The organism is Planococcus halotolerans (assembly GCF_003289955.1).
In the GTDB taxonomy this organism is placed as follows: domain Bacteria; phylum Bacillota; class Bacilli; order Bacillales_A; family Planococcaceae; genus Planococcus; species Planococcus halotolerans.
This window is the reverse complement of record NZ_QLZR01000007.1, coordinates 98,713-120,932: the sequence shown is the minus strand read 5'-3', so window position 1 is coordinate 120,932 and position 22,220 is coordinate 98,713. Positions and strand designations below refer to the sequence as shown.

Below are 22,220 nucleotides of genomic sequence, written 5' to 3'. Positions count from 1 at the left end.
GTATTGTCTGAAGATTTATTTTATAATGAAGAAAGCGACGAATATGAATGAGCATTCATTCAATACGAAAGAGGGATGTAAAAATGAATTTAGTTAAACGTGTTCATGAAATTGCTGGACAGAATCCATCAAAAGCAGCTTACCATTTTATGGGGAAAGACACTTCTTATGGAGAATTCGAGCAAACTGTCGGAAAATTCGCCAATGCACTTGAGTCGTTGGGAGTTAAAAAAGGGGACCATGTTGCCTTTCTTTTAAGTAATACGCCTCATTTCATGATTTCCTTGTATGCCACTATGCGCCTTGGGGCAACTGCTGTACCGATCAATCCAATCTACACGCCGGATGAAATCGCTTACATAGTCAATAACAGTGACGCGAATGTCGTCATCGCATTGGATGCTTTACTGCCATTGGTTGAAAAAGCGCATATGGCGCTTCCGGCAGTCAAGTCCTATATCATCTGTGAAACAGATCCATCTGCAGCAGAAAAGCTGAAACAATTGCCGGATGCTGTTAAAGGTAAAGTCCATGCCTTCAGCAGTCTGCTTTTTAACGCATCATCGGTAACATTGCCGGTTGAAGTTGAAGCGGACGATACGGCAGTCATCCTGTACACATCTGGAACAACAGGTAAACCGAAGGGAGCAATGCTGACTCACGGAAATCTGTATTCCAACGCAAGAGATGTCGGCGAGTATTTGAAGATTTCATCTGCTGACCGGGTTGTCGCTACTTTGCCGGTTTTCCACGTATTCGCCCTGACAGTTGTTGTGAATGCACCGCTGATCCAGGGAGCAACAATCATTCTTGTACCGCGCTTTAATCCGAAAGACGTGTTTGACGCTATTAAAGCGACAAAAGCGACGGTATTTGCCGGCGTGCCAACAATGTATAATTTCATGTACCAATTCCCGGATGCGCAGCCGTCTGATTTCGAAACCATCCGCATGGCAATTTCCGGTGGCTCTGCACTTCCTGTTGCCTTGCTTCATAACTTCGAAGATAAGTTCAATGTGCGTATTTCAGAAGGCTACGGCTTGTCGGAAGCATCGCCTGTCACTTGCTTCAACCCGATTGACCGCGAGCGAAAAGCCGGTTCAATCGGAACTTCCATCGTCAATGTCGACAATAAAGTCGTCAACGAACTGGGAGAAGAGGCGGCAATCGGTGAAGTCGGCGAATTAATCGTCCGCGGACCGAACGTCATGAAAGGCTATTACAAAATGCCGGAAGAAACAAATGCAGCGATTAAAGACGGCTGGCTGTATACAGGTGATTTGGCTACCGTTGACGAAGAAGGTTATTTCTTCATCGTGGATCGTAAAAAAGATATGATCATCGTCGGCGGTTATAACGTTTATCCGCGCGAAGTCGAAGAAGTGCTGTTTGCGCATCCAGGAGTTTCTGAAGCCGCTGTCGTCGGCTTGCCGGACGCAGACTTCGGTGAATCGATCAATGCATACGTCGTATTGAAAGATCAGGTCTATACTACAGGCGACCTCCAAACATATTGCGCAGAACATTTAGCGAAATATAAAGTACCGAAAAACTTTGAAATCCTTGATGAATTGCCGAAAAACACAACAGGCAAAATCCTGCGCCGTTCATTGAAAGACCAGGCATTAAAACAGCGATAAACAGAAATAATTAACCTCGGCTTAAATGCTGGGGTTTTTCTTTTGTTAGGCAACTGAGATAGGATTTATTAATTTCGAAATACATTGAAAGTACTGACATTTTTCATTATAGTGAAAGAGTAAGTATTGCGAGAATCGAAATAGTTTCAAGGAGGAAACAATGTGGCTAAAAAAGCAGTGGAAGTTAAAGATTTAACAAAGTTGATATCGGTGGCGGATCCGCATATTTCGCCCGACGGAACAGAAGCGGTGTTTGTAAAAACCCATATCGATGAAGAAGAAAATACATACATAACAAATCTGTGGCATGTTGATATTGCGAGTGGAGAATTGACGCAATGGACACACGGCAAGCAGCGTGTTTCTTCTCCGCAATGGTCGGAAGACGGTAAATCTGTGGCATTCCTTTCTGACCGCAACGAGAAAAACCAATTATACGTTTTGTCCGCAAAAGGCGGAGAAGCGCGTGAACTGACTGATTTTGAAAAAGGGGTCAACAGCTTCCGCTGGTCGCCGTGCAACAAAAAACTCTGGTTCAACGCACTGGTGAAGGAAGGGAAGACGTTCACGGATAAGGAAGAAAAAGAGGAAAATAAACAGCCGGAACCTTATGTTGTGGATAAAATGAAATACAAAATGGATGGCATGGGATTATTGCCGAAAGAGTTTCATCGGCATATCGGCGTCATTGACATCGAATCGCAGGAAGTAGAACAGATCACCGAGGGTACATATCACCACGGACTGGAAGCCGTTTCACATGACGGCAGCAAGCTTGTCTACGGAGTGACCCGCGAAGAGAATCTGGACTTTGTCTTCCGCCAGCCATTGTTCCTTTATGATGTTGAAAGCAAAAAAGAAACAGCGCTTGTCGACGAAGAAGGCTATTTCGGCGATGCAGTGTTTTCGCATGACGACACATATATCGCTTATATCGGCAGTACACGCCAATTTCAAAATGCGACACATACCGAACTTTACGTCCACACTCTTGCATCAAATACGTCCATCTGTTTGACAGAAGGTATGGATGTTCCAGTCGGTGATTACGTCGTTGCGGATCATCAGCAAAGCGCAAATGCACCGGGTGTGGTTTGGACGAAAGACGATCATCTTTATTTCCAGGTGTCGACAATGGGTGATGTCCGCTTGTATTTTGCATCGCTTGACGGCGCAGTTTATCCGGCTTCACCGGATATGGAGCACGTCTATGGCTACGATGTGGCACGCAGCGGCGAGTTCGCGCTGGCAACGATTTCCAACCCTGTGGAGCCGGGCGAATTGTATCTATTGACGATTGCGACAGGTGAACGTAAAGCATTGACTCATTTCAATAAAGCTTATTTAGATGAGACAGAATTGGTGGCGCCTGAGTTGATCATTGCAAAAGGCGCCAAAGACTGGGCTGTCCATGGCTGGCTGATGAAGCCTCATGGATTCAAGGAAGGGAAGAAATATCCGCTTGTGGTCAATATCCACGGTGGACCGCATGCCATGTATGCCAATTCGTTCTTCCACGAAATGCAATTGCTCGCAGCCCGCGGATTTGGTGTGCTTTACGTCAATCCTCGCGGCAGCCATGGCTACAGCCAGGAATTTGTCGATGCGGTGCGCGGAGATTACGGCGGCGGAGATTACGAAGACATTATGAAATCATTGGACGGTGCCATCGAAGCCAACGACTGGATCGATACAGACCGTCTCGGCGTTACAGGCGGCAGTTACGGCGGATTCATGACCAACTGGATTGTCGGCCATAACAACCGTTTCAAGGCAGCAGTCACACAGCGTTCGATTTCCAACTGGATTTCCTTCTTCGGCGTGTCGGATATCGGATATTATTTCTCGGAATGGCAGATGCAGGCGGACATGACGGACGTCGATAAGCTATGGCAGCATTCTCCTTTGAAATATGCGAAGAATGTGGAAACGCCATTATTGATTTTACATTCCGAAAATGATTACCGCTGCCCGATCGAACAGGCGGAGCAATTGTATATCACTCTCAAGAGCATGGAGAAAGAAACGGAATTCGTCCGTTTCCCGGAAGCCGACCACAACCTGTCCCGCACAGGCAAGCCGAACTTGCGCTTTGCCCGTCTGGAGCAGATTGCAGGCTGGATGGAAAAGTACTTGTAATAAAACTATATAAGTTGAACTAATAGTTTTTAATAATCGATATTCCGCAAAACAGCTTCGCTTGCCGGGGGCTCGCGCTGAGCTAACTCGGTCTCGTTGCACTTCACCCGAGTGGATCTCAGCACTTCGCTCGAACTAGAGTTGGAAAGCCAACTCCAGTTCTGCTCCCCAAGGCGTCTTCGCTGTTTTGCTCCATATCTCTAAACGTTTTCTATATAGAGAAACAGTTAATTGCAATATCTCTTTAAAAAGCAGGGACTTCAATTTTAGATGATTCGAGAATGAAGCGGCAGGTGGCGACTCCTGCGGGAAACAGAGCGAGTCCTGAGACCCCGCAAGAGCGTCAGCGATGAGGAGGCTCAGGCCGCTCCCCGCGGAAAGCGTCCACCTAAAGCGTAATGATTAACAGAAGCTGATCGTTTCACAATAGAATGCGTAAAAAGCCATCCGGTTGACGGATGGCTTTTACTGATTACCTAAGTATTTTTATTTCCCTTTAAACACAGGTTTGCGCTTTTCACCGAAAGCAAGCAATGCTTCGACGCGGTCTTCTGTTGGAATCGTCAATTCGTAAGCTTTTCTTTCGATGTGCAGTCCCGTTTGAAGGTCCGCATTCATCCCGTTTTTAATGGCGAACTTTGCTTGCTGCAGGGCAATCGGACCGTTTGCGAGCATCGAATCGGCAAATTCACCGGTTACTCTTGCCAGTTCCTCCGGTGCTGCCACTCGTGTTACAAGACCGTAGTCCAATGCTTCCGCCGGTTTCAATCTGCGTGCAGTCAATATCAGTTCCATCGCTTTCGATTCGCCGATCAGCCTCGGCAGACGCTGTGTTCCACCGGCGCCGGGAATAATGGCGAGGCTTGTTTCTGTCAGGCCAAGCAGCGTGCTGTCTGCGACAATACGGAAATCGCAGGCCAGCGCCAATTCCATGCCGCCGCCAAACGCAAAACCGTTGATCATGGCGATGGTGGGCTGTGGAAGATTTTCAATAGTAGAGAAAACTTCGCCGATTTTGTAAATGTTGCGTTTTACATGCTGATCCGTCAACGTTTTCCGTTCTTTTAAATCCGCGCCTACACTGAATGCCTTTTCGCCGGCTCCGGTAAAGACCACTACCCGGATATCAGGATTGATGCGAATAGCTTCGACCACTTGGCCAAGCTCATTCAGCATATCGTAATTAAATGCGTTCATCGCATCCGGGCGATTCAATGTAATAAAGGCCAGATTCCCTTTTTGTTCGTAATGGATTGTCTCCATTTCCATCCCCCTTTGTCTAATTGCCATCCATATAAAAACATACCACTTTTTGGACTATTCCGCCATCAGTGCCTATAATGAACACAAGGAGGGACCCCGCTCATGAATCAAGTTACATTTATACGTGTTTTTCGAATAGTTTTTATGGCTGTAAAATTCTTTATGCGGGCAACGTTCTTCCAAAAGCGCCATCGTGGAAATTGGAATCCGCTGGTCGAAGAAAAATGGAATAAACTTGTTACCGGAATGGCCAAGGAATATAAAATTCTTGCTCTTCAACTCGGTGGGCTGATGATTAAACTTGGACAGTTCCTGTCGACCCGTGCAGATATTATGCCGCCGAGTTTCCTTGCTGAACTGGAAGGTCTGACAGACCGCGTCCCATCGGTGGATCGCGAAAAAATTGTCGCCGTTCTTGAACAGGAATGGAATACACCGTACACGACCTATCTAACACATCTTTCTGATGAGGCAATCGCTTCCGCTTCGATAGGAGAAGTATATAAAGGTGTGATGAAAGACGGAACTGAAGTGGCGATAAAAGTGCAGCGCCCGGGGACAGGCCGCATTTTACGTGCAGATTTCCAGGCGGTGCGCATTGTCATCTGGATGGCACGAAGATTCACCGGCTTTACGAAACAAGTCGATTTCACGAAATTATACTTAGAAATGACAGAAACCATCGGTGCTGAATTGAATTTTCAGCAGGAATTGCAGAATGGCCGGAGCTTCGCGGAACGTTTTGATGAAATGGACGGCATCGAGTTTCCGCGTTATTTTGATGAGCTATCCACCCGCCACGTACTGGTTATGGATTGGATCGAAGGCGCACGGATTACAGACCTTGCATTTATTGAAAGGAATGATTTGGACCGTTTTGAAATTTCGGAACGGCTGTTTATCCTGTTTCTGGAACAGGTGCTTTACGGAGGCCAATTTCATGCCGATCCACATGGCGGCAATATCCTGTTGAAAAGAGACGGAACGATTGTGCTGATTGATTTCGGCATGACCGGCGTTATCCGTAAGTCCGATTCACAGTCGGTCCTGCGGATAGCTGAGGGCATCATCTTCAAAAACTATGATCAGGTTCTGGATGGGCTGGAAGAACTTCGTTTCCTTTTGCCCCATGCTGACCGGGAAGTTTTGAAAGATACGATCTCCCGTCTGGTCACTGCGTATGAGTCGAATGAATTGATGGAGATGGACAGTTTTGTGGTAGAGCGGCTGTTGCAGGACCTTCAAAACATTGTCCGCACACAACCGGTTCAGCTTCCTTCAGAATTCGCTTTCTTTGGCAGGGCCGTGTCGATATTTATCGGAGTATTGCATGTGCTCAATCCGAAAGTTGATCTGATGGCGCTGGCCCGGCCGCGTATATTGGAATGGGCATCGTCACAGAAAGAAGGGGAAAAGGTTTTTGGAAGAGGGGATGTATTACGATGGATCCTCAATTCAACTGGTCCTCTCCGCGTTTTTCCACAGAAAGTCATCAATTATCTTGAGGAACCGGAGCGCATGCGCAATTATCTTGAAAACCGTGACGGCCGCATGCGGGAATACCGGCGTGATCTTCAAAGCCGAATGTTCGCCGGCATCTTCAGTATCCTGTCATTTACGGGAATTTCCATTTCCGTCTGGTTTTCACACGAACCTTATCTATGGGTTTCATCAGGAGCCTTCGTGGCATCCCTGATTGTCTATCGTTCGATAAAATAAAAGCTCCGCGCATGTTGCGCGGAGCTTTTTTATGTTTAGCATATTGCAATTCCGGAAATAGAGAGTACAATTAGAAATAAGAACAAGTGTTCCCTTTAGTGTGTTAATTGTCGAAGCCACATAGCAGTGGTCTTTACATCAAGGCTAATTCGTGAAGGTGGTGAAGATATGCCTTTGATTCCGCAGGAAGAAATCGTCCATTTCGAGAACATGATTTATCTGCCCATGGTATTGATTGTACTTGAACGTGACAGGACCTTATTTGAAAATGGCTCTTTTAAGCTGAAGCGTCCATATCTGGAATTGGTCGAAGGAGCAATCAGCCAGGTGCAGAAAGAATTGAAAGAAACAAAAATACATATGCGGAAGCGCCAGATGAAGGTGATGCGCGGCGCAGGAGATGATACCTTTACCGAATATGTATTTTATCACGGCGGGTATGAGGACCACCGGCGCTACCTGAACCTGCGCCTGCGCAACCGGGTGGAAGAACTGATCCGCATCTACCTGTCAATGGCGGAAATGAAAGTTTAATCGGAAGGATGCCGGGGACGGATCGGCATCGGGCGTTTGGTGACGTAGGTCAGCTGCTGTCTATGCTGATTCTGCGCTTTTTTAAAATAGCGCCGCAAAGACCCGGCAAATGAATGCTGGTTTCGAAGGGCGATGGCAGAAACATCCAAACAGACGGATTGGCCATTTCCAAGATAGACTACGCTGCCTCCGCGATCATCGCTTTCAATCAAATCGATGGCATCATAATTGAACCAGACAGACTCTTTGTTTTTTGGTGAATGAGTGGGAAAGAATATCAGTGGATTGCCGTAATATTCTCCAATGATGATTGGAGGCTTATGCTTGACTCCTACAGCTTTTTGGGCGTAAAGAGTAGCACTTTCAAGTGAGCCGCGATAAAAAGAACATGAACCAGTAATCGTTTTATAAGCGGTTTGCTCTATCAGAAATTCACTGCGGTCTTCAAGCACCCGGGTCACGAGGCGCGAACCATCGATATGCGGGATTAATGCGTATGTAGTATTACAAACTGTATAAGAGAAGGGATTATAAATCTTTCGGCCCATGCTAAAACACCCCCAAAATTTACTTTACTCTACCTATTATAATAATAATTGGAAAATATACAATCTTTTTAATTTTTAAAACAGGCCGGAATAATTATCGTTGGAATTTTCTAAATAATTATTGTTCTTTTTTTATTTATCATGTATACTAATGAAAAGCATTCGGGGTGAGGTAGAATGGAAAACTATTATTCTTATGCTGATTTCATGAAGGCAATGGCTCAAACGAAGAAGATTTCCGAAGCGGAAAAATTGTTGAACGAGATTTATCTCGATCTATTCCTTAAACATGTGCACCGCTCGCAACAGGAAGAACAGCTCATGAAACTTATAGATGAAGCCCTGGACACTAATGACCGTAATGCATTCAATCGATACAGCCAGCAATTGCAGGCTTTAAAATGCGAAGAATCCTGATCAAAGAAGAGCCGCTCCTCGGAGCGGTTCTTTTTTTATTCCTTTAATTTATACGAAAAAACATACGTTCGCTTTTTGTTAGGGGAATTTTAGGGCATATGATAAAATAGAGGTATTGAAAAACGGGAGGACTATATAAATGAAACAGGAATTCAATTTGCAAGCTCCATATGAACCTGCCGGCGATCAGCCGCAAGCGATTGCTGAATTGACCAAGGGAATCTACAAAGGCAAGCGGTTCCAGACCCTGCTCGGTGCCACCGGTACAGGGAAAACGTATACGATGTCGAACGTTATTCAGCAAGTGAAGAAACCGACGCTCGTCATGGCCCACAACAAAACATTGGCCGGGCAGCTGTACAGCGAGTTCAAGGAATTTTTCCCGGATAATGCGGTTGAGTACTTCGTCAGTTATTACGATTATTATCAGCCGGAAGCGTACGTGCCCCAATCTGATACTTATATAGAAAAAGATGCGAGCATCAACGACGAAATCGATAAGCTTCGCCACTCGGCCACTTCGTCGCTTTTCGAACGTGATGATGTAATCGTCATTGCTTCGGTCTCGTGCATTTACGGTTTGGGTTCCCCGAAAGAGTACCGGGAACTCGTGGTATCCCTGCGCAAAGGAATGGAAATTGAACGCAACCAGTTATTGCGCAAACTTGTGGATGTTCAATATGAGCGCAATGACATCAATTTCATTCGCGGTACATTTCGTGTGCGCGGAGACGTTGTTGAAATCTTCCCGGCTTCGAGAGATGAAAGGTGTTTGCGGGTCGAATTTTTCGGAGACGAAATTGACCGCATCCGGGAAGTGGACGCATTAACCGGTGAAATCATCGGTGAACGGGAACATGCTGCCATTTTCCCGGCATCCCACTTCGTAACGCGTGAAGAGAAGATGGTCAAGGCCATTGAAAATATCGAAGCGGAATTGGAAGAGCGGCTGAAAGAGATGCGTGCTGAAGATAAGCTGCTGGAAGCGCAGCGCTTAGAGCAAAGAACACGCTACGATCTTGAAATGATGCGCGAAATGGGTTTTTGTTCAGGAATCGAAAACTATTCCCGCCATCTGACTTTGCGTCCAGCGGGGGCGCAGCCCTACACGTTAATCGATTATTTCCCGGATGACTTCCTTTTGGTGGTCGATGAAAGCCACGTTACACTGCCGCAGGTTCGCGGCATGTTCAATGGTGACCAGGCAAGAAAAAAAGTGCTGGTTGACCACGGTTTCCGTCTGCCTTCAGCAATGGACAACCGTCCGCTGACTTTTACAGAGTTCGAAGAGCATATCGATCAGGCCGTTTTTGTTTCGGCAACGCCGGGTCCTTATGAACTGGAACATACACCGGAAATGGTGGAACAGATCATCCGTCCGACAGGATTGCTGGATCCGACCATCGAAATCCGTCCGATCGAAGGACAGATAGATGATCTTATGGATGAAATCCGGGAGCGTGCGGAACGGAATGAGCGTGTACTGATTACAACACTGACGAAGAAAATGTCAGAAGATCTGACCGCATATTTAAAAGAAGCGGGAGTCAAAGTCAATTACCTTCACTCCGAGATCAAAACGCTCGAACGAATTGAAATTATCCGCGAACTGCGGATGGGTGTCTATGATGTACTGGTCGGCATCAACTTGCTGCGGGAAGGACTTGATATTCCGGAAGTTTCCCTCGTGACGATTCTGGATGCTGACAAGGAAGGCTTCCTGCGTTCTGAACGCGCTCTTATCCAGACGATGGGACGAGCCGCCCGGAATGCAAACGGCCAGGTTATCATGTACGCTGATAGAATAACGGATTCAATGCAAAAAGCGATGGATGAAACAACGCGCCGGCGTACGATACAGGCGGCATATAATGAAGAACACGGCATCACGCCGATTACCATACAAAAGAAAATCCGCGATGTTATCCGGGCAACTGTGGCGTCGGAAGAAGCGGAAGAATATGTATCAAAAGCGACATCAGGCAAAAAACTCAAAAAAGAAGATCGCCTGAAACTGATTGCTTTATTGGAAACAGAAATGAAAGAAGCAGCAAAAGCGCTCGATTTCGAACGGGCAGCGGAGCTGCGCGATACTGTGCTTGAACTGAAAGCGGAAGGGTGATCGGATTGAGAAATCAAGAGATAAAGATACAGGGCGCACGAGCGCATAACCTGAAAAACGTTGATATAACCATCCCGCGTGATAAATTGGTCGTTATGACGGGTCTATCGGGATCAGGGAAATCTTCACTTGCCTTCGATACGATTTATGCGGAAGGACAGCGTCGCTATGTAGAGTCGCTGTCCTCTTATGCACGTCAGTTCCTAGGGCAGATGGATAAGCCGGATGTGGATTTGATCGAAGGTTTGTCGCCGGCGATTTCGATCGACCAGAAAACGACAAGCAAAAATCCGCGTTCGACGGTCGCGACCGTTACGGAAATCTACGACTATATGCGCCTTATGTATGCCCGTGTCGGTAAAGCAATCTGCCCGAATCATGGCATCGAGATTTCTTCGCAGACCATCGAGCAAATGGTGGACCGGCTGGTTGTCTATCCTGAACGCACCAAAATGCAGATTCTGGCTCCGCTTGTCTCAGGTAGAAAAGGCACGCACGCCAAATTATTTGAAGACATTAAAAAACAGGGGTATGTCCGTGTAAGAGTTAACGGCGAATTATTCGATCTGGATGACAATATTGATCTTGATAAAAATAAAAAACATTCAATCGAAGTGGTCATTGACCGCATTGTCATGAAGGAAGGCATCGCACCGCGGTTAAGTGATTCGCTTGAATCAGCTTTGCGTCTGAGTGACGGGCGCGTGCTGGTGGACGTAATGGAACAGGAAGAATTATTGTTCAGCGAACATCATGCCTGTCCGATCTGTGGATTCTCAATCGGAGAATTGGAACCCCGCATGTTTTCATTCAACTCTCCGTTCGGAGCCTGTCCGGAATGTGACGGACTCGGCCATAAACTGGAAGTTGATCCGGAACTCGTCGTACCGGATTGGAGCCTGTCGTTGAACGAACATGCCGTTGCTCCGTGGAAACCGAGCAGTTCCCAATACTATCCGCAATTACTGAAAGCATTGTGCACCCACTATAAAATCGATATGGATGCACCGGTCAGTGAACTTCCAGAAGAGCACATGAATCTGGTTCTGCGTGGTTCTGGAAGTGAAAAAATCCGATTCCGCTATGAAAATGATTATGGACAAATCCGGGACAACCACATCAATTTTGAAGGGGTTTTATCGAATGTGGACCGCCGATACCGGGAAACCTCATCAGATTATACCCGTGAACAGATGGAAAAATACATGGCTGAACAGCCATGTCCTGCGTGCACGGGTTACCGCCTGAAACCGGAATCGCTGGCAGTGAAAGTAAATGGACTGCATATCGGTAAAGTTTCGGAGTTCTCGATTGTCGAAGCGGACGAATTCTTCAAAAACCTGGAGCTGTCGGAAAAAGATATGCAAATTTCTTTATTGATTCTCCGGGAAATCAAAGAGCGGCTCGGCTTCCTGATTAATGTCGGACTCGACTACCTGACTTTGAACAGGGCTTCCGGAACCATGTCCGGCGGGGAAGCGCAACGGATCCGACTGGCGACGCAAATCGGTTCCCGCCTGTCAGGTGTCCTTTATATATTGGACGAACCATCAATCGGCCTTCATCAGCGTGATAACGACAGGCTGATCAATACATTGAAAAATATGCGGGATATCGGCAATACCCTGATAGTAGTCGAGCACGATGAAGACACTATGCTTGCAGCCGATTATTTGATCGATATCGGTCCGGGTGCAGGAGTGCACGGCGGAGAAATCATCGCCGCCGGAACTCCTGAGAAAGTGATGAAAAATAGAAAGTCGCTTACTGGGCAATATTTAAGCGGTAAGAAATTCATACCGCTTCCTGCTGAGCGCAGAGAGCCGGATGGACGTGCAATTTCAATCCGCGGCGCAAGTGAAAACAATCTGAAAAAAGTGGATGTCGACATACCGATCGGCGTATTTACAGCGGTGACCGGCGTATCAGGTTCCGGTAAGAGTACGCTGGTCAATGAAATCCTCTATAAGACATTGGCGAGCAAACTGAACAAAGCGAAAATTAAACCAGGCAAAGCTGAATCGGTAAAAGGCTATGAACAGCTGGAGAAAGTCATCGACATTGACCAGTCACCGATCGGCCGTACACCTCGTTCAAATCCAGCGACATATACAGGGGTTTTTGATGATATTCGTGATGTCTATGCCAAAACGAACGAAGCAAAAGTCAGAGGCTACCAAAAAGGGCGCTTCAGCTTCAATGTCAAGGGCGGTCGCTGTGAAGCTTGCCGCGGAGATGGTATTATTAAAATAGAAATGCACTTCCTGCCTGATGTTTACGTACCGTGTGAAGTATGCCACGGCAAACGCTATAACAGGGAAACACTGGAAGTGAAGTATAAAGATAAGAGCATTGCGGATGTATTGGCGATGACGGTTGAGGATGCGTATTCGTTTTTCGAGAACGTCCCGAAAATCAATCGCAAGCTGAAAACGATTGTTGATGTCGGCCTTGGCTATGTTACGATGGGTCAACCGGCAACCACATTATCCGGTGGTGAAGCCCAGCGCGTGAAATTGGCATCGGAGCTTCACAAACGTTCAAACGGCAAATCCTTCTATATTCTCGATGAGCCGACAACCGGATTGCATGCGGATGATATTTCCCGCTTGCTGAAAGTATTGCAGAAATTGGTTGATAACGGAGATACTGTTCTGACCATCGAACACAATCTGGACGTCATCAAAACGGCAGACTATCTAATCGATCTCGGACCGGAAGGTGGAGACAAAGGCGGTACAATCCTGGCGACCGGAACTCCGGAAGAAATTGCTGAGGTTGAAAATTCATACACCGGCAAGTACTTGAAGCCAATTCTGGAACGCGACCGGGCAAGAATGGAAGCGAAAGTGAACAAAGCAAGCCGCCGGAAAAAAGTAGCTAAGTGAAACCTTTTCAGGCACCGAACGTATCTATGATAAGAATAATATTTTTATAAACGAACGATGAGGAGGCCGCAATACATGCAAAGTGAAAAAGAACGCATATTGGATATGGTTGAAAAAGGTACAATTTCGGCAAGAGAAGCTGTCGAGCTATTGAAAGCGATAGATGGTGGAGGCGGTTCAGGCAGAGATTCCTCATATGGCCGTGAAGATTATGGCCGCCGCGAGAAACGCGGAAAGAGAGGATTTTTCCGGCCTGAAGATATGGTCAAGAAGTTCTCCAAAGACTTTTCAAAAGATTTCTCGAAAAATGTTTCTAATGATATCAACCAGTTTGGCGACCGGATGATGCAATTCATGCAAACTTCCGTCGGCAAATTGAAAACGATGGAATTTGATTCACCGTTCGGTGAAGCCTACCAGTTTAATGAAAGCTTTACGGAAGAAGGAGCGGAAGTCAGCACGGTAATTGCTGATATCGCCAATGGCCAGCTGGAAATTTATCCTTCACAGGACGGCATGCTCCGTGCTGAGTGCAGCGTCAAAGCATACCGCGCTGAATCCGAAGAGCAGGCAAAGCGTGACTTCCATGATAAATTCGTTTTTATCGCTGATGACAATAAGCTGCGCATTATCAGCGAATTGAAAACTACCCAGGTCAATGTTGTTCTTTATGTACCTGTAAAACAGTTCGATCAGGTAACAGTCCGCTTGTTCAATGGCGGCTTCTCGATGAAACGGATCGATGCGGCTTTATTGAAAGTAAAAACGGCAAACGGCAAAATCGAATTGAAGAATGGTGAATTCGATGATGCAGAACTTGAAACTGCCAATGGCGCAATTCAGGTACAGGATGTTAAAGGGAAGGTTCTTGAAACCGAAACTTTGAACGGCCGTATTTATGTTGACGGTGATATACAGACAATTGAGACAAAATCACTGAACGGCAATGTAGTTGTCACTTCCCGTTGCAAAGAAGCGCGGAAAGTGGAAGCGAAAACTTTGGCCGGCAATGTGGAATTATATATCCCTTCCCATTTGCCGTTAAAAGGCCAGGTATCTTCCAACCTTGGGAAGATGGACGTAATGCTGTCTGATGTTGACCATACCCATGAGCAAGGTCAATTCATGCAGAAAACCGTCCGCTTTTCAAAAGAAGGCGGAGCTGCGACAGCAGCACCAATGCTCGTCTATGGCGAAACTAAAACAGGATCAGTATTGGTCCGCTATCTGACAGTCGAATAAAACAGGAAAAAGCGGGCGCATCCAATGCGTCCGCTTTTTTCTATTCATTTTATGAAGTTATGCTCAAAACGTGAACATGATTATGCCCATTACAATCAGTAAAGCGATAAGGATTGCAATTCCCAGTAGGGTCATCAATACCCCAAATCCACGCCAACTCGAGAATCCGTGAACAACTCCAATGGCTTTGGAGGAAATGACGAGTGACCAAATGGAAGCGACAGCTGTAAGCAGCGTTAAGAAAAAATAGGCTCCCAGTGGAATAGAAGTAATACTGAATGCTTCAGGCAAAGTGAAAAATTGTTTTCCGAATATAAATGCATAGATGATCAATACCGGAACCACAAATACCTGTGGAATCATCATGGGCCCGATGGCAATCGCCATATCCCGCAGTTTCCCGTGTCCACCGTATAATTTACCGATGCCCGTATATAAAAGAGTGGTGATTCCCAGATTCAACAAGCCGCTGATGATGCCAGCAAAAATTATGCCGATTGCCAATAATGCTGGAGACAGGTCCAAGAACCAACCGGAATCCTGTAAAGCGGTTATTGTCCCCCCGATTCCGGCAATACAGACAAGAAGCATTGAAAATCCAAGTTTATTCTGGTCAATAAGTTGCCCGACAGTTTCTTTTGGCTGAGTCCAAATTGATAGTATAGGATTTGCTTTCATGAATATTCCCCCTGAGCTTCCGGTTAATTGGTTTATGTGATTAACCTCTATATGTAAAATTGTACCATACGATTATGGAGGAAAATAGGCTTGGAAGGAGAAAACTGCAAAAAGAAAACCTGTGGGCAGATGAGCTGCTCACAGGTTTTTATTTTTGGGGAGGATATAGGTCTTGTAAAAAATGGATGGAACGGTTTATAAGCTTTTTCAGCACTTCCACATTGATATCTTCAATTTTATTGATATAGACACAGGCTTTGCCGGAAGTGTGTGTTCCGAAATCATTCAATAGCTCCTGGCGTTCCTGGTCTCCTGTCGCAAAATAAAGGCTGATCTTTGCTTTGCGGGGGGGAAATCCGACCAACGGAGCATCTCCCTCGTGTCCAGTGTTATATACATAGTGGTAGGAACCGAAACCAATAATGCTGGTTCCCCACATTTTCGCTTCAAATCCGGATGTTTGTTCGAAAATCTCAAGCAGCCGGTAGGCATCTTCCCGTTTTTTGGGACTGTCGACACTTTCGATAAACTCAATGACATCAGCATCTGTTTCTCTGGTTTTTTGCTCGTACATCGTAATCCCTCTTTTCATTTTTTGTTGGAAAATAAAGAGTTCTGTTACTTGCAGTCTAGCAGGTTTGAAAAGAATATAAATGAAAGAAAAGGGAAAAGGGGGCACGTTTGCTTTAATTTGAAGTTTTCCATGTTAAAATAATATCATTAATGCATGAAAACAAAGGGGAACCGTGATATATCGGAATTCTCATAGAGAAGGAATGAGGGGAAAAGATGGGCCAGGTAACAACGAAACAAGTAATGGAAACATTCGATTTGAAGTTGATCAGCGGTGAAGAAGGCATTGGCCGCCATATACCGATCAGCGATATCTCACGGCCGGGTCTTGAAATGGCGGGGTATTTCACACATTATCCGGCAAACCGGGTGCAATTGCTCGGGAAGACCGAATTATCATTTTTCGCCATGCTGGATGCTGCAGACCGAAAAGACCGGATGATGAAACTATGCACGGATGATACACCTGCAATTATTGTCTCCCATGATGAAAAGGTGCCACAGGAACTGATTGATGCTTCTTCGAAACGGCATGTACCGGTCATGAGCACAAAAATGTCGACAACCAGGTTCTCCAGTTTGCTGACGAATTATCTGGAAAGCCAATTGGCGCCTACTACCGCAGTCCATGGAGTGTTGGTGGATATTTATGGTGTAGGGGTATTGATTACTGGAAAAAGCGGGGTTGGTAAGAGTGAAACCGCGTTGGAACTTGTCAAAAAAGGCCATCGCTTAGTGGCAGATGATTGCGTTGAAATCCACCAGGAAGGTGAAAATACGCTTGTCGGCCATCCGCCTAAATTGATTGAGCATTTGCTTGAAATTCGTGGTGTAGGCATCATTGATATCATGACTTTATTCGGCGCAAGCGCTGTCCGTACATTCAAACGGATTTCCCTGGTCATTGACCTTGAGCTTTGGGATGCTGAAAAAACCTACGATCGTCTGGGATTGGAAGAAGAAAAGATGCGCATCATCGACACGGATTTGACGAAGCTTACTATTCCTGTCCGTCCAGGGCGGAACTTATCGGTTATAATCGAAGTTGCTGCGATGAATTACCGTCTAAAACGGATGGGCGTCAATGCAGCTGAAGAATTTTCAAAACGCTTGGACGATGTAATCTCTATGGATACAAATTAAAGGAATGGGTAGGTGCGGTAAATGTTTTCAGTTTTAGGGTCAATTGATCCGGTTGCGTTCAGTTTAGGGCCGATTTCTGTTCATTGGTACGGTGTTATCATTGCTACCGGGATTGTCATCGCTTTTCTGGTCGGGCAACGGGAAATGGTCAAACGCGGAATGCATCCCGAGTTTTTAACGGATCTGCTGATTTGGGCTGTACCTTTGGCGATAGTCGGAGCGAGAATCTATTATGTAATATTTGAATGGGATAATTATAAAGACAATCCCGGAGAGATCATAGCGATTTGGAATGGCGGCTTGGCCATTCACGGAGCCTTGATCATGTCGGTTATCGTCGCATATATTTTTACCAAAAAACGCAATACACCGTTTTTAAAAGTAGCGGATATCCTGGCGCCGAGCATCCTGATTGGCCAGGCAATCGGCCGCTGGGGAAATTTCATCAATCAGGAAGCACACGGCGGGGAAGTTTCAAGAGCATTTCTTGAAAACCTCTTCATACCGGATTGGATCATCAATCATATGTACATAGATGGAGCCTATTATCATCCGACATTCCTTTACGAATCTTTATGGAGTTTCGTCGGCATCATCATTCTGCTGTTGCTGCGCCGGGTCAACCTTGTCCGCGGGGAAATGTTTTTCTTCTATATGATATGGTATTCTGTCGGCCGTTATTTCATCGAAGGAATGCGTACTGACAGCCTTTATGTATTTGGGATTGAAGGTTTAAGAACAGCGCAGCTGGTCTCGATACTCGCAATCATCATTGCGGTTGTGCTGATCATCTATCGCCGAGTAACGATTAAGAATCCGCCAAGATATCTGGACGAACCGGCGGAACCAAAAAAGAAATCAAATAAGAAGTCAAAAAAGAAATAAAAACGCACATCATTTTGCCAAATAGAAAGAAGAGATAAACGAATGTCGACTTTGAAAAATGGCCTGTTGGCAGGCTTAAAAACAACATGGGCGTTGGGGAAAATCATTTTTCCGATAACACTTTTGGTGACAATGCTCCAATTTACACCGGTTTTGCCGTTTATCGTCGATTTGGTGGCCCCGTTCATGAGCATATTCGGGTTAAGCGGTGACGCGGCGATTCCCTTGGTTTTGGGGAACGCGTTAAATCTGTACGCCGGAATTGCGGGTATTCTGTCACTCGAATTGACGGTAAAGGAAGTCTTCATCCTTGCAGTCATGTTGTCCTTTTCCCATAATATGTTCATTGAAACAGGAGTGGCTCTGAAGGTTGGTGTCAAGCTGTGGGTGGTGCTTGTTGTCCGTTTCGGGCTTGCCGCACTTTCCGGCATCATCATCAATCTAGTCTGGCCTGGCGGCGGTGAAATCGCGCAATACGGCTTTACGCCCGAAGTAGCGGCTGCACCTGAAGGCTGGCTGGCTATTTTCTTATTAGGATTGGAGAAAGCAGGATTCGGAGTTCTTCAGCTGGCAATTATCGTAATTCCGCTGATGCTTGCAATTCAAATTTTAAAAGATACGAAATACCTCAACCGTATTTCCGATATGATGGGGCCGCTTACCCGGCTGCTTGGTGTTCAGAAAAACGCTTCGCTGACATTGGCATCCGGCTTGATTTTCGGGCTGGCGATGGGAGCGGGCGTCATGATACAGGCGGTGCAGGAAGATGGAGTCAGTAAAAAAGATGCGACGCTCGCCTTTATCTTTCTGGTTGCCTGCCATGCGATTGTAGAGGATACGCTGATCTTTATTCCGCTCGGCATCCCGATTTGGCCGCTTCTCGCAATACGCGTTGTTACCGCGCTTGTATTGACGATCTTTGTATCTTATCTGTGGCGCAAATCTGAAGAAAACCGGAAGGAAGTGTTTTCTGCATGACGAAAGACATCACAACTTTGTTATTCGATTTTGACGGAACCCTGTTAAATACGAATGAACTGATCATCCATACATTCTCGACTGTGCTGGACAAGCATTTCCCGAATAGCTATGGAAGAGAAGATATTCTGAAGTTTATCGGCCCATCTTTGAAACAGACATTCGAAACGATAGCTCCTTCAAGAACAGAAGAGTTGATCAAGGAATACCGCGAATTGAATCTTGCTCTCCATGATGAGATGGTTTCAGTCTATGATGGAGTAGAAGAAACGCTTTACCTTTTGAAGAACAGAGGAATGAAGATGGCGATTGTTTCGACCAAGAAAAGAGATACTATTCTTCATGGACTCCGCCTTATGGGCGTATCTGAATTATTTGATACCGTCATCAGTCTGGATGACGTTGAAAATCCGAAGCCGGATCCTGAACCGATTTTGAAAGCGTTAAAGGAACTGTCATCAAGTGCTGCGGAATCCCTGATGATCGGAGACAACTCCCATGATATAGAAGGCGGCCAAAATGCAGGGGTTCGCACGGCAGGAGTTGCCTGGTCGGCTAAAGGCGAGGATTATCTTGCCACTTTCAAACCTGATTATATGCTGCAGCATATCAGCGACCTTCTTGAATTGGTTAAAGAGGAAACGGCATGAGAAGGACAGAACGCCATTTCGTGACCGGTCCGAATTCACTTTGGCATGTTTATAAAACAGTGCCTTTTTGGAAAGTCGCCAGGAATTTTGTCGTTATCCAAATGGCCCGCTATACGCCATTTCTGCCGATGAAAAACTGGTTGTATAAGAATTTTCTCGGCATGAAGGTAGGGGAACATTCATCATTCGCGTTAATGGTGATGCTTGATGTGATGTTCCCGGAACGCATTTCGGTCGGCAAAAATTCAGTAATCGGCTACAATACCACGATTCTGGCACATGAATATCTGATTGAAGAATACCGTCTGGGTGATGTCATTATCGGCGATCGCGTCATGATCGGTGCGAACAGCACGATTCTTCCAGGCATCACTATAGGGGACGGAGCAATTGTTTCCGCCGCTACGCTTGTGCATAAGGATGTGCCGGCCGGAGCATTTGTCGGGGGCAACCCGATGCAAATTATTTATACAGCTGAACAAATGGCCGAACGCGAGGAAAAATCTCGGGAGCAATAGCTCTCGGGGTTTTTTAGATTGTATGAAATTAAAAGTGAAAACCGATATTGCGCAAAACAGCTCGCTTTCCTGGGGGCTTGCGCTGAGCTAACTCGAGCTCGTTCCACTTCGCTCGAGTGGATCTCAGCACTTCGCTCGAACCGGAGTTGGAATGCCAACTCCGGTTCTGTTCCCCTGGGAGTCTTCGCTGTTTTGCTCCATATCTTAAAAAACACCTTCTATAAGCATTAATTTACCCATCCACTAATTAGCGGTTAAGCTCTCACACGGTTTTGCAATACATTAAAATGTAGCGGCAGGCGGCGACTCCTGCTGGATTCAGAGCGAGTCCTGAGACCCCGCAGGGAGCGTAGCGACTGAGGAGGCTCAGGCAGCTCCCAGCGGAATGATTGGAGAAGTAGGTAATTTTTTGCCTTATTCTTGACCTTCTCCCATAATATACGATAAAATAATAATTACTTTATTACATTAGCGAACTAAAGTAAAATATCCATAAATAGGAAGTGAATTTATGACAATCCAGATGTTCGAAAAGCCACTCGGCATGCGCGATGATTTTCCTTCAATAGTTAAAAGGAAATCAAAACTCAGCAAAGTGGGTATAAAGATAATGGAGCAATTCGGCTACGAGATGCTGCAGACGCCAAGTTTGGAATATTACGAAACCATCGGCAAGATTTCGGCGATTGCCGACAATCAGCTGTTCAAATTGCTGGACAATCAAGGGCAGACACTGGTGCTGCGGCCGGACATGACTTCGCCGATCGCCCGTGTTGCCGCCTCAAAATTATTAAAGGAAAAAATGCCTGTAAGACTCGGTTATTATTCAAATGTATTTCGTGCCCAATTGAGAGAAGGCGGACGTCCTGCAGAGTTTGAGCAAATAGGTGTTGAACTGATTGGGGATGAATCGCTGTACGCCGATGCAGAAGTAATTCTCTTGGCGACAGAAATTCTTCGCGGCCTTAAGGTTGAATCCGGACGCATTGTTATTGGCCATACCCAATTGCTGCAGGAAGTATTGCGGGGATATGGGCTTGACGCTGCACTGGCAGAAAAATTGCGCGCTGAAATGGTTGCGAAAAACAAGGTAGCTTATGAAAACATGGTTGACACCCTGGTCGATGATGCTGAGGCAAAAAGTTCGCTTAAAATGATTATGAACACAACTCGTCTTGAAGATTGGCAGCAGTGGATCGATCAAACAGATCCGGTTCAGCGGTCGCTCTATGAAGATATACGCAAACTGAAAACCATCCTGGACCGCAACGGCTTAGCGGATTTTGTCACTTACGATCTTTCATTTACCAGTCATATGACTTATTACACCGGCATGGTTTTTGAAATTTACGGAGAAGGCAGCGGGTTTCCACTCGGCAACGGCGGCCGTTATGACGGCTTGATGAAGCAATTCGGATTACATGTCGGAGCTACCGGCTTCAGCCTGCGTGTAGACCGTCTGCTGGAAGCAATGCCTGCTGAGCAGGAAAACCCGGAACAGACGTTGATACTATATAATGAAAAAAATGAAGAGAACGCTCATAAAGAGGCAGAAAAATTAAGAACGGCCGGTACGAGAGTGACACTTCAATTCGCTCCTGCTGTGAAAGCTCAGGAAGAATTCAGTTCACTGTTCTCAAAAGTGATTCGGATGGACGGTGAAAACAATGGATAAGCTGACAATCGCGATGCCGAAAGGACGCATATTTGAAGAAGCATATGAACTGCTCGTTAAAGCGGGGTTTGACTTGCCTGAGGAATTGGATGATTCCCGCAAATTGATTGTGGAAGCGCCAAATGAAGGTTTTCGCTTTATTTTGTCGAAACCGATGGATGTGCCTGTTTATGTGGAACATGGAGTAGCCGATATCGGTATTGCCGGAAAAGATGTGCTGCTCGAGCAGGGGCGTGATATCCATGAGCTGCTGGATCTCGAAATCAGCCGCTGCTATATCGCAACTGCGGGCCTGCCGGATACGGCGATGGATGAAATGACTCCGCGTATTGCCACTAAATATCCGGATATTGCTTCCCAGTTTTTCAGAAGCCGGGGAGAGCAGGTTGAAATCATTGAGCTCAATGGTTCGATTGAACTGGCTCCAATGATCGGTTTGGCGGAACGGATTGTCGATATTGTTTCGACAGGAAAAACCCTGAAAGAAAATGGATTGGTTGAATACGATAAAATTGTAGACATCACTTCACGTCTCATTGCGAACCCGGTCAGCTACCGGCTGAAACAGAAAAGGATCGATGAAATCGTGGAGCGGTTAAGAAAGTAGG

19 protein-coding genes are annotated in these 22,220 nt (G+C 46.0%); 15 read left to right on the top strand and 4 right to left on the bottom strand.

Annotation, left to right across the window (positions count from 1 at the left end; translation table 11 throughout):
* The first annotated feature begins 83 nt into the window (after positions 1-83).
* Complete coding sequence (locus tag DP120_RS15115; RefSeq protein WP_112224504.1) at positions 84-1,640, top strand: fatty acid--CoA ligase family protein; 1,557 nt, start codon at positions 84-86, stop codon at positions 1,638-1,640.
* A 162-nt stretch (positions 1,641-1,802) separates the two neighbouring features.
* On the top strand, positions 1,803-3,779 hold the full coding sequence (locus DP120_RS15110; RefSeq protein ID WP_112224503.1) for a S9 family peptidase: 1,977 nt from the start codon (positions 1,803-1,805) through the stop codon (positions 3,777-3,779).
* 486 nt (positions 3,780-4,265) lie between these two features.
* Here DP120_RS15110 and DP120_RS15105 read toward each other — a convergent pair whose 3' ends face one another.
* Positions 4,266-5,042, bottom strand: a complete 777-nt coding sequence (locus tag DP120_RS15105) for an enoyl-CoA hydratase-related protein (protein ID WP_112224502.1) — start codon at positions 5,040-5,042, stop codon at positions 4,266-4,268.
* Positions 5,043-5,144: 102 nt separating this feature from the next.
* Between DP120_RS15105 and DP120_RS15100 the strand changes: the two genes are divergently transcribed.
* Complete coding sequence (locus DP120_RS15100; protein ID WP_112224501.1) at positions 5,145-6,761, top strand: ABC1 kinase family protein; 1,617 nt, start codon at positions 5,145-5,147, stop codon at positions 6,759-6,761.
* Positions 6,762-6,929: 168 nt separating this feature from the next.
* Positions 6,930-7,295: a YhjD family protein gene (locus tag DP120_RS15095; protein WP_112224500.1), complete on the top strand. Its 366-nt coding sequence runs from the start codon at positions 6,930-6,932 to the stop codon at positions 7,293-7,295.
* Here DP120_RS15095 and DP120_RS15090 read toward each other — a convergent pair.
* The gene (locus tag DP120_RS15090; protein ID WP_112224499.1) at positions 7,292-7,843 is read right to left on the bottom strand and encodes a competence protein ComK; all 552 of its coding nucleotides are present in this window, start codon (positions 7,841-7,843) and stop codon (positions 7,292-7,294) included. The two genes, DP120_RS15095 and DP120_RS15090, sit on opposite strands and share 4 nt — an antisense overlap.
* A 177-nt stretch (positions 7,844-8,020) precedes the next feature.
* Between DP120_RS15090 and DP120_RS15085 the strand changes: the two genes are divergently transcribed.
* From DP120_RS15085 to DP120_RS15070, 4 genes are all read left to right on the top strand, one after another.
* A complete protein-coding gene (locus tag DP120_RS15085; protein WP_112224498.1) occupies positions 8,021-8,260 on the top strand; it encodes an IDEAL domain-containing protein in 240 nt (79 codons plus the stop codon).
* A 139-nt stretch (positions 8,261-8,399) separates the two neighbouring features.
* The gene (gene uvrB, locus DP120_RS15080; RefSeq protein ID WP_112224497.1) at positions 8,400-10,382 is read left to right on the top strand and encodes an excinuclease ABC subunit UvrB; all 1,983 of its coding nucleotides are present in this window, start codon (positions 8,400-8,402) and stop codon (positions 10,380-10,382) included.
* A gap of 5 nt (positions 10,383-10,387) precedes the next feature.
* Positions 10,388-13,270, top strand: coding sequence for an excinuclease ABC subunit UvrA (uvrA, locus tag DP120_RS15075; RefSeq protein ID WP_112224563.1), 2,883 nt, complete (start codon positions 10,388-10,390; stop codon positions 13,268-13,270).
* Between the two features lie 75 nt (positions 13,271-13,345).
* Complete coding sequence (locus tag DP120_RS15070; protein ID WP_112224496.1) at positions 13,346-14,512, top strand: DUF4097 family beta strand repeat-containing protein; 1,167 nt, start codon at positions 13,346-13,348, stop codon at positions 14,510-14,512.
* A 63-nt stretch (positions 14,513-14,575) separates the two neighbouring features.
* On the opposite strand, the gene DP120_RS15065 is transcribed toward DP120_RS15070, so the two are convergent.
* Entirely contained in the window at positions 14,576-15,190 is a 615-nt protein-coding gene (locus DP120_RS15065) for a YIP1 family protein (RefSeq protein ID WP_112224495.1), read from the bottom strand.
* A gap of 148 nt (positions 15,191-15,338) precedes the next feature.
* Entirely contained in the window at positions 15,339-15,764 is a 426-nt protein-coding gene (locus DP120_RS15060; RefSeq protein ID WP_112224494.1) for a DUF1801 domain-containing protein, read from the bottom strand.
* 215 nt (positions 15,765-15,979) lie between these two features.
* Between DP120_RS15060 and hprK the strand changes: the two genes are divergently transcribed.
* The 7 genes from hprK (at position 15,980) to hisG (ending at position 22,219) form a co-directional block, all read left to right on the top strand.
* Positions 15,980-16,906, top strand: a complete 927-nt coding sequence (gene hprK, locus DP120_RS15055) for an HPr(Ser) kinase/phosphatase (protein ID WP_112224493.1) — start codon at positions 15,980-15,982, stop codon at positions 16,904-16,906.
* Positions 16,907-16,927: 21 nt separating this feature from the next.
* Positions 16,928-17,791, top strand: a complete 864-nt coding sequence (lgt, locus tag DP120_RS15050; protein ID WP_112224492.1) for a prolipoprotein diacylglyceryl transferase — start codon at positions 16,928-16,930, stop codon at positions 17,789-17,791.
* 42 nt (positions 17,792-17,833) lie between these two features.
* Positions 17,834-18,769, top strand: coding sequence for a nucleoside recognition domain-containing protein (locus DP120_RS15045; protein ID WP_112224491.1), 936 nt, complete (start codon positions 17,834-17,836; stop codon positions 18,767-18,769).
* Positions 18,766-19,419 (top strand): pyrophosphatase PpaX, encoded by a 654-nt coding sequence (gene ppaX, locus DP120_RS15040; RefSeq protein ID WP_112224490.1) that lies wholly within the window; start codon positions 18,766-18,768, stop codon positions 19,417-19,419. Before DP120_RS15045 ends, ppaX begins: the two co-directional genes overlap by 4 nt.
* Positions 19,416-19,937, top strand: a complete 522-nt coding sequence (locus DP120_RS15035; RefSeq protein WP_112224489.1) for an acyltransferase — start codon at positions 19,416-19,418, stop codon at positions 19,935-19,937. The genes ppaX and DP120_RS15035 overlap by 4 nt, the downstream gene beginning before the upstream one ends.
* Before the next feature lie 511 nt (positions 19,938-20,448).
* Positions 20,449-21,612 (top strand): ATP phosphoribosyltransferase regulatory subunit, encoded by a 1,164-nt coding sequence (locus tag DP120_RS15030; RefSeq protein WP_112224488.1) that lies wholly within the window; start codon positions 20,449-20,451, stop codon positions 21,610-21,612.
* Positions 21,605-22,219: an ATP phosphoribosyltransferase gene (hisG, locus tag DP120_RS15025; RefSeq protein ID WP_112224487.1), complete on the top strand. Its 615-nt coding sequence runs from the start codon at positions 21,605-21,607 to the stop codon at positions 22,217-22,219. Before DP120_RS15030 ends, hisG begins: the two co-directional genes overlap by 8 nt.
* Position 22,220: the final 1 nt, after the last annotated feature.